This window comes from Jannaschia sp. M317 (genome assembly GCF_025141175.1).
Lineage (GTDB): Bacteria > Pseudomonadota > Alphaproteobacteria > Rhodobacterales > Rhodobacteraceae > Jannaschia.
Genome location: NZ_CP081155.1, coordinates 2931955 through 2946256, shown reverse-complemented (window position 1 = coordinate 2946256; position 14302 = coordinate 2931955). Strand labels below are relative to the sequence as shown.

Annotated in this window: 14 protein-coding genes; 11 read left to right on the top strand and 3 right to left on the bottom strand. The window is 66.8% G+C overall.

What is annotated here, in order from left to right:
* The first annotated feature begins 56 nt into the window (after nt 1-56).
* From K3551_RS15010 to K3551_RS14975, 8 genes are all read left to right on the top strand, one after another.
* Nucleotides 57-971 (top strand): D-alanine--D-alanine ligase, encoded by a 915-nt coding sequence (locus K3551_RS15010; RefSeq protein WP_259915070.1) that lies wholly within the window; start codon nt 57-59, stop codon nt 969-971.
* Complete coding sequence (locus K3551_RS15005; protein ID WP_259915068.1) at nt 959-1846, top strand: cell division protein FtsQ/DivIB; 888 nt, start codon at nt 959-961, stop codon at nt 1844-1846. The genes K3551_RS15010 and K3551_RS15005 overlap by 13 nt, the downstream gene beginning before the upstream one ends.
* A complete protein-coding gene (gene ftsA / locus K3551_RS15000) occupies nt 1843-3171 on the top strand; it encodes a cell division protein FtsA (protein WP_259915066.1) in 1329 nt (442 codons plus the stop codon). The genes K3551_RS15005 and ftsA overlap by 4 nt, the downstream gene beginning before the upstream one ends.
* A gap of 123 nt (nt 3172-3294) precedes the next feature.
* Complete coding sequence (ftsZ, locus tag K3551_RS14995; protein WP_259915063.1) at nt 3295-4911, top strand: cell division protein FtsZ; 1617 nt, start codon at nt 3295-3297, stop codon at nt 4909-4911.
* 311 nt (nt 4912-5222) lie between these two features.
* Entirely contained in the window at nt 5223-6137 is a 915-nt protein-coding gene (gene lpxC, locus K3551_RS14990) for a UDP-3-O-acyl-N-acetylglucosamine deacetylase (protein WP_259915055.1), read from the top strand.
* A gap of 93 nt (nt 6138-6230) precedes the next feature.
* A complete protein-coding gene (locus K3551_RS14985) occupies nt 6231-7070 on the top strand; it encodes an outer membrane protein assembly factor BamD (RefSeq protein WP_259915052.1) in 840 nt (279 codons plus the stop codon).
* A 113-nt stretch (nt 7071-7183) separates the two neighbouring features.
* On the top strand, nt 7184-8836 hold the full coding sequence (gene recN / locus K3551_RS14980) for a DNA repair protein RecN (protein WP_259915049.1): 1653 nt from the start codon (nt 7184-7186) through the stop codon (nt 8834-8836).
* Between the two features lies 1 nt (nt 8837).
* Nucleotides 8838-9269, top strand: a complete 432-nt coding sequence (locus K3551_RS14975; protein WP_259915045.1) for a potassium channel family protein — start codon at nt 8838-8840, stop codon at nt 9267-9269.
* 94 nt (nt 9270-9363) lie between these two features.
* Here K3551_RS14975 and mgtE read toward each other — a convergent pair whose 3' ends face one another.
* Entirely contained in the window at nt 9364-10776 is a 1413-nt protein-coding gene (gene mgtE, locus K3551_RS14970) for a magnesium transporter (RefSeq protein WP_259915033.1), read from the bottom strand.
* 88 nt (nt 10777-10864) lie between these two features.
* On the opposite strand from mgtE, the gene guaD reads away from it, so the two are divergent.
* The gene (gene guaD, locus K3551_RS14965) at nt 10865-12154 is read left to right on the top strand and encodes a guanine deaminase (protein WP_259915028.1); all 1290 of its coding nucleotides are present in this window, start codon (nt 10865-10867) and stop codon (nt 12152-12154) included.
* Here guaD and K3551_RS14960 read toward each other — a convergent pair.
* Complete coding sequence (locus K3551_RS14960) at nt 12151-13164, bottom strand: zinc-binding alcohol dehydrogenase family protein (RefSeq protein WP_259915025.1); 1014 nt, start codon at nt 13162-13164, stop codon at nt 12151-12153. The genes guaD and K3551_RS14960 overlap by 4 nt on opposite strands.
* 119 nt (nt 13165-13283) lie before the next feature.
* Here K3551_RS14960 and K3551_RS14955 point away from each other — a divergent pair, with 119 nt between their 5' ends.
* The gene (locus K3551_RS14955; RefSeq protein ID WP_259915022.1) at nt 13284-13637 is read left to right on the top strand and encodes a helix-turn-helix domain-containing protein; all 354 of its coding nucleotides are present in this window, start codon (nt 13284-13286) and stop codon (nt 13635-13637) included.
* A gap of 39 nt (nt 13638-13676) precedes the next feature.
* On the opposite strand, the gene K3551_RS14950 is transcribed toward K3551_RS14955, so the two are convergent.
* On the bottom strand, nt 13677-13847 hold the full coding sequence (locus K3551_RS14950) for an adenylosuccinate lyase (RefSeq protein WP_259915019.1): 171 nt from the start codon (nt 13845-13847) through the stop codon (nt 13677-13679).
* Between the two features lie 180 nt (nt 13848-14027).
* On the opposite strand from K3551_RS14950, the gene K3551_RS14945 reads away from it, so the two are divergent.
* Nucleotides 14028-14300, top strand: a complete 273-nt coding sequence (locus tag K3551_RS14945) for a hypothetical protein (RefSeq protein WP_259915016.1) — start codon at nt 14028-14030, stop codon at nt 14298-14300.
* Nucleotides 14301-14302 lie beyond the last annotated feature (2 nt).

Sequence of the window (14302 nt, the reverse complement as noted above, 5' to 3'; positions counted from 1 at the left end):
GGGCATAACAACAAGCCGAGGCACAGCAGTGACCCGGCGAGGCGCAGGATTTTGGAATGTCGGGCAGGGCATCCACTCATGTCGTCGTCCTTTTGGGCGGCCCATCGTCGGAGCGGGAGGTCTCGCTGTCGACCGGTCAGGGCTGTGCAGAGGTATTGCGCGGCGAAGGTTATCGCGTGTCCTTGCTGGACGCGGGAACAGAGGTCGTGGCCGAATTGCAGCGGTTGCAGCCAGACGTCGTGTTCAACGCGCTGCATGGGCGTTGGGGTGAGGACGGCTGCGTGCAGGGCCTGCTGGAATGGCTGCGCATTCCTTATACGCATTCGGGCGTGCTGGCCTCGGCCACGGCGATGGACAAGGGCCGGACCAAGGACATCTACCGCGCCCACGGCCTGCCCATCGTCGAAAGCCGGATCGTGTCCAGGGATGCGGCCATGTCGGCCCATGTGCTGCCGCCGCCCTATGTGGTGAAGCCGGTCAACGAAGGCTCCTCCGTCGGGATCTACATCGTGGCCGAGGGGGCGAACACGCCGCCGCACCTGGCCGAGACGATGCCGCAGCAGGTGATGGTTGAAACCTATGCGCCGGGGCGGGAGCTGACCTGTACCGTGCTGGGTGACAGCGCATTGACCGTCACCGAAATCCTGACCGATGGCTGGTATGACTACGAGGCGAAATATGCGGCGGGCGGGTCGCGGCACGTCTTGCCGGCGGATGTCCCCGCCGAGATCTTTGCCGCCTGTCAGGATTACGCCCTGCGCGCACATGCCGCCTTGGGGTGCCGGTCGATCAGCCGCACGGATTTCCGCTGGGATGTGGCGCGCGGGGTCGACGGGCTGATCCTGTTGGAGACGAACACGCAGCCCGGCATGACGCCCACCTCGCTGACGCCGGAACAGGCGGCGCATGCGGGTATCACCTTTGGCCAGCTCTGTGCGCGATTGGTGGAGGACGCCTCGTGCAACCGCTGAGCGCGCCGCCCAAGGCCGATCCGGCCCCGTCGAAGTGGGATTACCGCCTGCAACGGCTGTGGTTGACGCCGCTGTTCCGGGCCTTGGTGCGCACCGGCATCCCGTCGTTCAGCTTTGTGTTTCTGTTCACCTGGTACATCAACGACCCGGCGCGGATCGCGACCATCGTCGATACCTGGGACAGCGCCGTCCGGGCCGTGCAGGACCGGCCGGAATTCATGGTGTCCCTGTTGCGGATCGAGGGGGCCTCGGGGCAGTTGCAGGAAGACATCCAGGAGGTGTTGCCCGTCGATCTGCCGCTGTCGCAGTTCGCGCTGGATATCGACGCGCTGCGCCAGAAGCTGGAGCAGCTGGACCCGGTGGAGCGCGCCGAAGTGCGCATCAAGCCGGGCGGTGTCCTGTTGCTGAAGGTGACGGAACGGACACCCGCGGTCGCCTGGCTGCATGAAGGCTCGGTCACCGTTCTGGATCCCACCGGGCACCACGTCGCGCGTCTGGACGATATTCAGCGGGCTGGCGCGCTGCCGCTGATCTCGGGCGAGGGGGCGGATGCCGCCGTGGGGGAGGCGCTGGCGCTTTATGAGGCGGCACTGCCGGTTGCGGACCGGATTGTCGGCCTGACACGGATGGGCAACCGGCGGTGGGATGTGATCCTGACCGATGGCCAGCGCATCCTGCTGCCGGAAACGGCCCCCGCCGCCGCGCTGGACCGCGCGCTGGCGCTGCATGCGGCCAAGGACGTGTTGTCGCGCGACGTGCGCGTCGTCGACCTGCGCCTTGCCGACCGACCCACCCTGCGCCTGTCGCAGCCCGCGCGGAGCGAGCTGAAGCGGCTGCAGGATCTTGAACGTCTAAGCTACCAGGAGGACCAATGAGCCGTTTGTTCCAGGCCCAGCGCGCCATGCGCCGGAAACGTCAGGCCGCGCTGCAACGCGGAGTGATCGCGATCCTTGATGTGGGCACGTACAAAACGGCCTGCCTGGTCCTGCGGTTCGAGGAAAACACCCCCCAGGGCGAAGGCGTGGGCCATATGGCGGGGCAGTCCAATTTCCGCGTCATCGGCGCCACCACCACCCGGTCGCGCGGCATCCGCATGGGCGAAGTGGACGCCATGCCCGAGACCGAGCGCGCCATCCGTACCGCGGTGCAGGGCGCGCAAAAAATGGCGGGCGTGCGGGTCGATCACGTCATCGCCTGTTTCTCGGGCGGGCGGCCCGGCAGCTATGGCCTGTCTGGCGAGATCATGTTGGAGAACGGCCCCTGCAGCGTGCACGACGTGGGCCGGGTTCTGGCCTCGGTCGAGACGCCCGACATCGGGGCGGGGCGCGAGGTTCTGCACGCGCAGCCGGTCAATTTCGGCATCGACCACCGCACCACCCTGCGCGACCCGCGCGGCCAGACCGGAGAGATGCTGCGCGCGGACATGCACCTGTTGTCGGTCGAGGCCCATGCGGTCGAGAACCTGCTGACCTGCATCCATCGCTGCGATCTGGAACTGGCGGGCCTGGCGTCCGCGCCCTATGCCGCCGCGTCCTCTGCCCTGGTCGAGGACGAGAAAGAGCTGGGGGCCGCCTGTATCGACATGGGCGGCGGCACCACCGGCATCTCGATCTTCATGCGCAAGCACATGGTTTTCGCAGATACCGTCCGGTTGGGCGGCGAGCAGGTGACATCGGACATCAGTCAGGGTCTGGGTATTCCCGCCCAGATGGCCGAGATGATCAAGACCCGTTATGGTGGGGTCTATGCCACCAGCATGGACGACCGGGAGGTCATCACCCTGGAAGGCGACACTGGCGACTGGCACCACGACCGCCGCACCGCCACGCGCACCGAGTTGATCGGAATCATCAAGCCCCGCGTCGAAGAGATCCTCGAAGAGGTCCGCGCCCGGCTGGATGCCGCGGGCTTTGGCGATCTGCCGTCGCAGCGCATCGTTCTGACCGGCGGGGCGTCGCAGATCCCCGGTCTGGACGGGATGGCGGCGCGCATTCTGGGCAACCAGGTGCGGTTGGGCAGGCCCTTGCGGGTGCACGGCCTGCCCGAGGCGGCCAAGGGTCCGGCCTTTGCCGCCTGCGTCGGTCTGTGCATGCAAGGGGCCGAGCCGCAGGACGAATTCTGGGACTTCGACGCGGTGCCCGAACGGGCCACCGGCGCGCCTTTCCGCCGCGCAGTGCGCTGGTTTCGCGACAATTGGTAAGGCGATTCGATTTTGGGGTGACGGACTCCGACGACTCCGTTAAAGTAAGGCGCAAATAAGGCGGCACAGAACCGCGAGACCAAGGGCCTGAGGCAGGGCCGCAAAGTACAGGTGGACAAGCAGATGACATTGAACCTCACCATGCCCGGCGGCTCCGCCGAACTCGACCTGCGTCCGCGCATCACCGTTTTCGGTGTTGGCGGGGCAGGGGGTAACGCTGTCAACAACATGATCCAGAAGGATCTGGAGGGTGTGGAGTTCGTCGTGGCGAACACCGACGCCCAGGCGCTGGCGCAGAACAACGCTCAGGCCCGCATCCAGCTGGGCGTGCGCGTCACCGAGGGTCTGGGCGCAGGCGCGCGCCCGCAGGTCGGGGCCTCTGCCGCCGAAGAGACCATCGAAGAAATCGTGGACCAGCTGGCCGGGGCGCATATGTGCTTTATCACCGCCGGCATGGGCGGCGGGACCGGAACGGGGGCCGCGCCGATCATCGCGCAGGCCGCCCGTGAATTGGGCATTCTGACCGTTGGTGTCGTAACCAAGCCGTTCCAGTTCGAAGGCACCAAGCGGATGCGTCAGGCCGAAGAGGGCGTCGAAGCCCTGCAGAAGGTCGTCGACACGCTGATCATCATTCCCAACCAGAACCTGTTCCGGCTGGCCAACGAAAAGACCACCTTTACCGAGGCGTTCAGCCTGGCCGATGACGTGCTGTATCAGGGCGTCAAAGGGGTGACCGACCTGATGGTCCGTCCGGGCATGATCAACCTGGACTTTGCCGACGTCCGGTCCGTCATGGACGAGATGGGCAAGGCCATGATGGGCACCGGCGAGGCCGTGGGCGAAGAGCGCGCCGTCGAAGCCGCCGAAAAGGCCATCGCCAACCCGCTGCTGGACGAGCTGTCGCTGAAGGGGGCCAAGGGCGTCCTGATCAACATCACCGGCGGCTACGACCTGACCCTGTTCGAGATGGACGAAGCGGCGAACCGCATCCGTCAGGAAGTCGACGACGACGCCAACATCATCGTCGGTTCCACCCTGGACCCGTCGATGGAAGGCACCATGCGCGTGTCCGTGGTTGCCACGGGTATCGACGCCTCGTCCTCGCAACTGGAAATGCCCGCGCCGCGCCGCCGCCTGTCGGAGGTGACCGCCCCGGTCGAAACGCAGAACGCCGTTGCCGCCGCGCATAGGGCCGAACAGGTTGCAGCCCCCCTGCCGCTGACCGCCGCCGAAGAAGTCACGCCCGAGCCGGAGGTGGTCGAAGCCCCCGCCGAGCCCAGCTTCTTCGATGCAGAAACCGTGGCCGAAGCCGAAGAAGAAAGCGCCGCCGACGATTTCTTTGGTCAGCGCAGCGCGCCCGCCGACGATTTGCCGCCCCCGGCCTATGCGCCCGCGCCGACCCCGGCACCCGCTGCCTTTGCAGCACCCGCGCAGGCATCCTTTACTGCCCCGCGTCCGAACAGCGGCCCGACCCCCGAGGCGATGGACCGGCTGCGCGCAGCCGTGCATCGCGGCGACCGTCAGGCCGCACCGGGTGCCAGCCGTCCTGCCGCCCCGGTGGCCGACGGACAGGCACGGTTCGGGATCGGATCGTTGATCAACCGCATGACCGGTTCCGCCGATCACGCGCCGGTTCAGCCCGCAGCACCTGCCCCAAAGGCCGCTGCGCCGCAGGCCCAGCCCGACATGGAAGATGAGCGGATCGAGATCCCCGCGTTCCTGCGGCGTCAGGCCAACTGACCGATAGTGTCGAACCCAAGACGGAAAACGGCGGCCCATTTCGGCCGCCGTTTTCATGTTTCGCCACCAGGCAGGCAGTTTTTCATGTCACGAAACGCGCCGTCGCATCCAGGGTCGGCGGGTCTGCGCGAGTCGTAAGGGGCTGACGTTTCGACGATAATCAACGACTGCCCCAGAATAGGCGGATTTTCGCCATAGTCCTGCCAGCCCTGTTTCAGCCCGTAACCACGCTTGAATTGTATCGCCTGCGGTCGCTCCGTATCTGACACTCAAGGGATCCCCCTCAGGATCCATTGAAAGGAAGCGCCGCGATGCAGACGACCGTCAAATCCGTGATCCGCCTGTCTGGCGTCGGCCTTCATTCCGGCGCACCGGCGCGTTTGGCGATTCATCCGGCGGGCGCGCATCACGGCATCTGGTTCCGTCGCACCGACATCGCAGGCAATGCGATGATCCCGGCGCGTCATGATTCGGTGCAAACCTCGCCGCTGTGCACCCTGTTGGTGAACGAGGCGGGCGTTTCGGTGTCCACCGTCGAACATGTCATGGCCGCCCTTGCGGGCTGTGGCGTGCTGAACGCCATGGTGGAGGTCGATGGGCCCGAGGTTCCGATCCTTGACGGGTCGGCGGCTGATTTCGTGCGCGCGATCCTGAAAACCGGTGTGCGTCGTCTGGATGCGCCCGTCCATGCCATCGAAGTGCTGCGCCGCGTAGCGGTGCATGATGGCGACCGTACGGCGGTGCTGGAACCCGCCGGAGAGTTGGAGATCGACTTTTCCATTGATTTCGACGACGCGGCCATCGGCCAGCAACGCAAGGTTCTGCGCCTGTCCAACGGCACCTTTGTGCGCGAATTGTGCGACAGCCGCACCTTTTGCCGCCAGCAGGACGTCGATGCGATGCATGCAGCGGGCAAGGCCCTGGGCGGTTCGCTGTCCAATGCGGTCGTGGTCGACGGCGCGCGCGTCGTGAACCCCGAGGGGCTGCGCCACAGCGACGAGGCGGTGCGTCACAAGATGCTGGACGCTTTGGGTGATCTGGCATTGGCCGGGGCCCCGATCCTGGGCCGGTACACCGGCGTGCGGTCGGGTCATGCGATGACCAACAAGCTGTTGCACGCGTTGTTTGCCGACCCGCTGGCCTATCGCATTCGCACGCTGACCCCGTCGGAATGCCACCTGCTGCCCGGCGCCGGGCTGGAGCATGACCGTTTCGCCCATCTGTGACCGCCTGCGGTGCGCGCGGCGCTTCACACCCCGAACCGTGCTGACTATAAGGACGGCAAGCCCCGCGGGGCAAAAGGGGCAGGGGACGACTTCATGACAGTGCGGCAGCCACTCCGGATCGCCAAACCACTGACGGCGCTGGCCCTTGTGGCCATCCTCGGGGCATGTGCCGCCGATGAGGAGGTCCGGCTGGAAGACACCGCCCCCGAAGTGATCTATCAGGAGGCGGAGCGGCAGCTGGCCGCGGGCGACCCGGATGACGCCGCGCAGCTGTTTTCCGAGGTCGAGCGGCTTTATCCCTTCTCCGAATGGGCGCGCCGGGGCCTGATCATGCAGGCCTTTGCCTACCACGAGGATCGCGACTACGAGAACGCGCGCGCAGCGGCGCAGCGGTTCATCGATTTCTATCCGGCGGACGAAGATGCGGCCTATGCGCAGTATCTGCTGGCCCTGTCCTATTACGACCAGATCGACCAGGTCGGGCGTGATCAGGGGCTGACGTTCCAGGCGTTGCAGAACCTGCGCACGGTGATCGAACGCTATCCTGACAGTGAATATGCCCGGTCCGCCATTTTGAAATTCGACCTGGCCTTCGACCACCTGGCGGCCAAGGAAATGGAGATTGGGCGCTATTACCTGAAACGGGGGCATTACGCGGCTGCGATCAACCGGTTCCGGGCCGTGGTAGAGGAATTCCAGACCACCACCCACACGCCCGAAGCCTTGCTGCGCCTGGTTGAGGCCTATCTGTCGCTGGGCCTGACCGACGAGGCGCAGACGGCGGGGGCGATCCTGGGCTACAACTTCCAGTCGTCGCCGTTCTACGATGACGCCTTCCGCCAGTTGACCGGTCAAGGCCTGTCGCTGGAGGCCCGCGGCGGGGGCTGGTTGCGGGGCATCTACGATCGGACGATCCGGGGCCGTTGGCTGTAGTAGGGCGGGGTTTCACGCCGCCTTCGCCCCTGCGTTTCATGCCGGACCGGGGCGGCGTGAACCCCGCCCTACGCCCCCTCGCCAATCCCGTCGGCTCGGATTAACTGAGTGCCATGCTTCGTTCTCTCGACATTCGCGACATGCTTATCATCGACCGCCTCTCGCTGGAGTTCGGGGCGGGGTTGAACGTGCTGACCGGGGAAACCGGGGCGGGCAAGTCGATCTTGCTGGACAGTCTGGGGTTTGTCCTGGGTTGGCGGGGCCGGGCGGAACTGGTGCGGCAGGGGGCCAGGCAGGGCGAGGTGACGGCGGTCTTTGATCTGCCCAAGGGGCATGCCGCCCGCGCCGTGTTGGCCGAGCATGAGATCGCGGTCGAAGACGGCGAACTGTTGTTGCGTCGGGTCAACACCCGCGACGGGCGCAAGACGGCCTGGGTCAACGGGATCCGGGTCACGGGCGAGGTGTTGCGCGCGCTGTCCGACACCCTGTTGGAGCTACACGGCCAGCACGACGATCGGGGCCTGTTGGACGTGCGGGGGCATCGCGCCCTGCTGGATGCCTTTGCGGGCGCGGACACGCGGTCGGCTCGCAGTGCCTGGGGTACCTTGGCGCAGGCCCGCAAGGCGTTGCGCACCGCCGAGGCCCGGTTGGAGGAGACGCAGGCGGAGGAAGATTTTCTGCGCTACGCCACGGAGGAGTTGGACAAGCTTTCCCCCGAGCCGGGCGAGGATGCGGCGCTGGATACGCGGCGGCGGTTGATGCAATCGGCCTCGAAGATCCGCGACGATGTGGCCCGCGCCGCCGAGGCCCTGTCGCCCAACGGCGCCGAAGGACAGATGCTGGACGCGGTCCGCTGGCTGGACGGCGCGGTCGAGGCGGCGGGGGATGTGCTGGCCCCTGCGCTGGACGCCCTGTCGCGGGCGATGGTGGAATTGGGCGAGGCGCAGCAGGGGGTCGAGGCCTGTCTTGATGCGCTGTCCTTCGATCCGTCCGAACTGGAAGAAACCGAAGAGCGGTTATTCGCGATCCGCGCGGCGGCGCGCAAACACGGGGTGGCACCGGACGAATTGCCGGCCTTTGCCGCCGACCTGCGGGCGCGGCTGGACCTGCTGGACGCCTCCGAGGGGAACCTGGCCGACCTGCGCCGCGCCGTCAGCACCGCCGAGGCCGAATATGACGCCGCCGCCGCCGCGCTGACCGCCTTGCGGCAGGACGCGTCGGAACGGCTGGACCGCGCGATGATGGCGGAACTGGCCCCGTTGAAGATGGACCGCGCGACCTTTACCACGCTGGTCGGGTCGGGCACGCCCGGACCAGAGGGGGTGGACGAGGTTGCCTTTGAGGTGGCCACCAACCCCGGCGCGCCGTCGGGGGCGCTCAACAAGATCGCATCTGGCGGGGAGCTGTCGCGGTTCCTGTTGGCCCTCAAGGTTTGCCTGACCGGGGGCGACCGGTCCATGACGTTGATCTTCGACGAGATCGACCGCGGCGTCGGCGGGGCCACGGCGGATGCCGTCGGGCGGCGGCTAAAGGCGCTGGCCGCGGGCGGACAGGTCCTGGTCGTCACCCATTCGCCGCAGGTCGCCGCCTTGGGCGCGCACCACTGGCGGGTGGAAAAGCGGGTCACGGGCGAGGTCACGACCTCGACCGTGGTGCCCGTGGCACAGGCCGACCGCGTGGACGAGATCGCGCGAATGCTGGCCGGCGACACGGTGACCGAGGCGGCGCGCGGGGCGGCGCAGGCCCTGCTGGACGCGGCGGCCTGAGGTGCTGATCCAGATCCTGCTGGGCGGCACCCTGATCGTGCTGACATCACTGGTCGTGGCCCCGGCCTGGTGGGCGTTGGAGGTCTTTCTGGACCGGGCGCAAGGCTGGCTGTCGCGCCCGCCCTACGGGCCGAAACTGACGCTGGCCCTGGGGCTGACCATGTTGTGGTCGGCTTTGATGATCACGGTGGCCGTCTGGATCTGGGCGCTGACCTTCCTGGCGCTCGGGTTGTTTGAAACGGTTGAATCGGCTGTCTATTTCGCCTTGGTCGTGTTTACGACGCTGGGCTACGGCGATGTCTTGTTGCCCGAGGGGTGGCGCCTGCTGGGCGGGCTGGCGGCGACCAACGGCTTGCTGATCTTTGGCCTGCTGACCGCCATGCTGGTCGAGACATTGCGCCAGACGCGGCTGCATCAGCGCGACCGGGCCTGAGGCCGGACCGCGCGGGCACCGCCGGGAAAGCGCATCGGGGCCAGACCGCCCGGCGACCCGCCAACCGGGTCACCGCGTCAGATTTCGCCAAGGGTCACAGCAGCCAGAGCGCGGCCAGGCCCAGGAAGGCGAAGAAGCCGACCACATCGGTCACCGTCGTCACGAAGGCACCCGAGGCCAGGGCCGGGTCGATGCCGACCTTGTCGAGAAGAACGGGGATGCCGACCCCGGCCAGGCCCGCGACGATCAGGTTGATGACCATCGCGACCGCGATGACCACGCCCAGCATCGGGGACCCGAACCAGACCACGCCCACGACGCCCATCACGACGGCAAAGATCACGCCGTTGATCGCCCCTGCCGCGACCTCTCGCCTTATGACGCGCCAGACGTTCGCCCGGGTCAGGTCGCGGGTGGCCATGGCGCGCACCGCGACGGTCAGGGACTGGGTGCCGGCGTTGCCGCCCATCGATGCCACGATGGGCATCAGGACGGCCAGGGCCACGATCTGTGTGATGACCGCGTCGAACTGCGCGATCACCAGCGAGGCCAGGATCGACGTCACCAGGTTCACGGCCAGCCAGGGGAAGCGGCGGCGCACGACGTCCCGGGTCCGGTTCGAAATCGCCTCTTCTGCGTCGACACCGGCCAGGCGCAGGATGTCTTCCTCCGCCTCTTCGTCCAGGATGCGAATGGCGTCGTCGATGGTGATCACGCCCATCAGACGGTCGTTATGATCGACCACGGCAGCAGAAATCAGGTGATACTGGTTGAAGGCGTAGGCCACGTCTTCTTCGGGGTCGGTGACCTCGAATGTGCGGAATGCGTCTTCCTCGATGTCCGACAACGGGGTGTCGCGGGAATGCGACAGGATCTTGCCCAGGGTCACATGACCCACGGGGCGCATCCGGGGATCGGTCAGGATCACGTGGTAGAACTGTTCCGGCAATTCTTCCGCGCTGCGCAGAAAATCGATGGCCTGGCCGACGGTCCAGAACGACGGGGCCACGACGACCTCGCGCTGCATCAGGCGACCGGCGGAATATTCGGGGTAAGACAGTGCCTGTTCGACCGCGACCCGGTCGACATCGTCCAGCGCGTCCATGATGGCATCGGCCTGGTCGGTGTCTTCGAGGTTTTCGACCAGATCGACGACGTCGTCGGTGTCAAGTTCGCGGACGGCTTCGGCCACATCCTCGGCGGGCAGGGCCTCCAGGATTTCCTCGCGCAGGCTTTCGTCCAGCTCCGACAGGATTTCGCCGTCGATCTGACCCTGCCACAGTTCGATCAGGGTGATCCGTTCACTGCCGCTGATCTGCTCCAGCAGGTCGGCGATGTCGGCGCCGTGCAGCGGCTCCAGCAGGTCGTCGAGCGCGGTGCGGTCGCGGTCGTAAAGCGCGTCGCGAACGGCGGAAAGTCGCGCTTCGTCCAGCTCGATCTCGTCCTCCCACTCTTCTTCGCGGGGGTCGGCTTCCGTAGCGCTCTGGTCGGTGAGGGGGTCGGTCATTGCAGGCCTCCGATCGGCGGTTGCCCTGTCCTAACGCGCGCCTTGCCAGAGGGGTAGCGCCGATTTGCAGGGCAGTCTAACCAGAGGCATGACCACGCTCATCCTCGGGCAGATCCTGCCTTTCGCCGCCGATCCCTTTGCCGTGCCGCCCACTCAGGCCGCCACCCACGACGCCCGTGGGGCCGTCGCCATCGACGGCGGCCGCATCCTGGGGCAGGGGGCCGTCGACACGATGCGCACCGCCCATCCCGGCGCGACCGAGATCGACCATGGCGACGGCCTGATCCTGCCGGGGTTTGTCGATGCCCATGTGCATTATCCGCAGACAGCGATGATCGCATCCTGGGGCAAGCGGCTGATCGACTGGCTGAACACCTATACCTTTCCAGAGGAATCGCGATTCGGTGATACCGCCTATGCCTCGGAAATCGCCGGGCGTTACCTGGATCTGGTGCTGGCCTGCGGCACGACCTCGGTGGCCAGTTACTGCACCATTCACCCCGGCAGCGTGGACGCGCTGTTCGAGGCGGCTCAGGCGCGGGGCATGGCGGTCTGGGCGGGCAAGACATGTATGGATCGCAACGCGCCCGCCACCCTGCGCGACGATCCGCAGTCCGCCTATGACGACAGCCGCGCCTTGCTGCTCCGATGGCATGGCAAGGGCCGGGCGCGCTATGTGATCACGCCCCGGTTTTCGCCCACGTCGACACCGGATCAGCTGTCGGCCCTGGGGGCGCTTTGGGCAGAGCACCCGGAGTGCCTGATGCAGACCCATCTGTCCGAACAGCTCGATGAAATCGCCTGGGTGCGGGATCTGTTCCCGCAGGCGCGCGACTATCTGGATACCTACGAGGCGCATGGATTGCTTGGCGCGAACGGTCTTTATGGTCATGCCATTCACCTGGAGCCACGGGAACGGGATCGCCTGGCCGAGGTCGGCGCGGCCCTGGTGCATTGCCCGACGTCCAACACCTTTATCGGATCGGGCCTGTTCGACATGGGGCTGACCGGAACGGTGCGGGTCGGGTTGGCGACGGACACCGGAGGCGGATCGTCGTTTTCAATGCTGCGCACCATGGCGGCGGCCTATGAGGTGGCGCAGTTGCGCGGTCAGGCGCTGCATCCCGCGCAGCTGCTGTGGCTGGCAACCGAAGGCAGCGCGCGCGCCCTGCAGGCGCAGGATGAGGTGGGAACCCTGGCCGCAGGCAGCGCGGCCGATCTGGTGGTGCTGAACCTGGCCTCTACCCCCGCCATCGCGCAGCGGTCCACGCGGGCCGGCGACATCTGGGAGGCGGTGTTCCCGACCATCATGATGGGGGATGACCGGGCGGTCGCGCAGGTCTATGTCGCGGGCCGCCCGGTCAAAGCCGGCGACTAGAACCCTGCCAGCACCAGCTTGCCGCGCGCGCGGCGGCTTTCCAGAACGCGGTGCGCGCGGATCAGCGTGTCGGCGGTGATCCGGCCCATGGTCTCGGTCGCGGTTGTCCGGATGCGCCCGCTGTCGATCAGGCCCGCCACCTCGGTCAGGATGTCATGCTGCCGCTGCATGTCCGCCGTCTGGAACAACGATCGGGTGTACATCAGCTCCCAGTGGGTGGCGATGCTTTTGGTCATCAGGGGCATGATGTCGAGTGCTTCCGGGCTGTCGATCAGGCCGAAATGTCCCTGGGGCGCGATGAAGTCGGCGATGTCGGCCACATAGGCGCCGCTGTCGTTGGTGGAAAACACATGCCCCGGCTGACCCAGGCCCAACGCCTCGATCTGTGGGGCCAGCGGGGCGCCGTGGTCGACAACATGATGCGCGCCCAACTGCGTCACCCAGTCCTTCGTTTCCGGGCGGGACGCCGTGGCGATCACCGTCAGGTCCGTCAGCGCGCGCAACAGCTGAATCGCGATGGACCCGACGCCGCCCGCGCCGCCGATGATGACCACGGCGCTGGCGGCCCCGGGAACGGGGGTGGTGACGCGCAGCCGGTCAAACAGCATCTCATAGGCCGTCAGGGTGGTCAGCGGCAGGGCTGCGGCGGCATCGACGGGGATGCTGGTCGGGGCCAGGGCGGCGATCCGCTCGTCGACGGTGTGGAATTCCGCGTTGGCACCGGGGCGGTCGATGGCACCCGCGTACCAGACGCGGTCGCCGGGGCGAAACAGGGTGACCTCCGGCCCCGCCTCGACCACGACGCCAACCGCGTCCCAGCCCAGGATGGCGGGTGCGCCGTTCTCGGGCGGGCGGGTGCGGCGGATCAGGGTATCGACCGGATTGACCGAAACGGCCTCGACCTGGACCAGGATGTCACGAGGGGCGGCGGTCGGGCGCGGGGCCTCGAAATCGATCAGGGCGTCGGGGCGGTCGATGGCGCCGATTTCGGCGTAGCCAACAGCTTTCATGGGGGTGTTCCTTTGTAACCAAATCCCTGCCGTCGGGTTTGACCCGCGGCATGGAGACCGGCATAGAAGGCACAGTTGCAAGGCCGCAAGTACGCACCTTTTTGGCATATAGGGATCAAATGGATACCAAGGAAACCTCTGGCCCGACCCCTCGGTTCGAGAATTACAACGCGAATGCAGGCTGCCCGGTCGAGGGCGCATTGGAGCAGATCGCCGGCAAGTGGAAGGGGCTGATCATCTATCACCTCATGGAAAACACGTTACGTTTCAATGAACTGTCGCGACGTGTCGGGCCGGTTACCCAGCGGAGCCTGACCAAGCAATTGCGCGAGTTGGAGGCAGACGGCATCGTTCACCGCAAGGTGCACGCCGTTGTGCCCCCTCGGGTGGATTACAGTTTGACGGAAAAAGGCAGCGCGCTGCGGGACGTGATCACGGGGCTGCGCGCCTGGGGTCTTGTGAACGGCAGATAGCTCCGGCCCCGGACCTGCCGGGGCCGGTCGCAGGTTCGATCAGCCGGTGGCTTCGGGGGTGCAGGTGCCCGAGGCGGCGTTCCAGCTGGTGCCTGGTGCGCAGGACATCGTCACCTGTTCACCCTTGCTCCAGTTGCATTCGTAGGCAGCAGCAAGACCGGGCGCGAGCATCAGCGCGGCGGCGGCGAGGATCGTTTTCGTCTTGGTCATCGTCGTCTCCGTTCGTGTTGTGGGTGACGTAACGGTAGCGTGGATGGCCGCAGGCACAAAGCGCGAAGTGTCGCGCCCCGTGCTGCGCGATCCTCTGCCGCGCGGCAGGCGGGGTGGGGGAACCGGCAGGCGTCCGGTGACGTTCAGACCCCGAACACGCCCAGCATACAGGAGGCCGAGATGGCCGCGAACACCGATCCCCAGACCACCGCCAAGGAAACCGTCTACGTCCGTGAAACCAACCGCAGCGGCAGCTCTGCCCTGTGGCTGATCCTGGGCGCGTTGATTGCCGGGCTCGTCATCTGGATGCTGGTCTACAATGGCGTGGCCGACACCGGTGGCGACACCACGACGGTCACGATCCAGGGCGGCGCCGCCGAGGCCGTCGAAGGCGCCGCTCAGGCCGTCGAGGGGGCTGCTCAGGCTGTCGAGAGCACCGCCGACGGCAACTGATC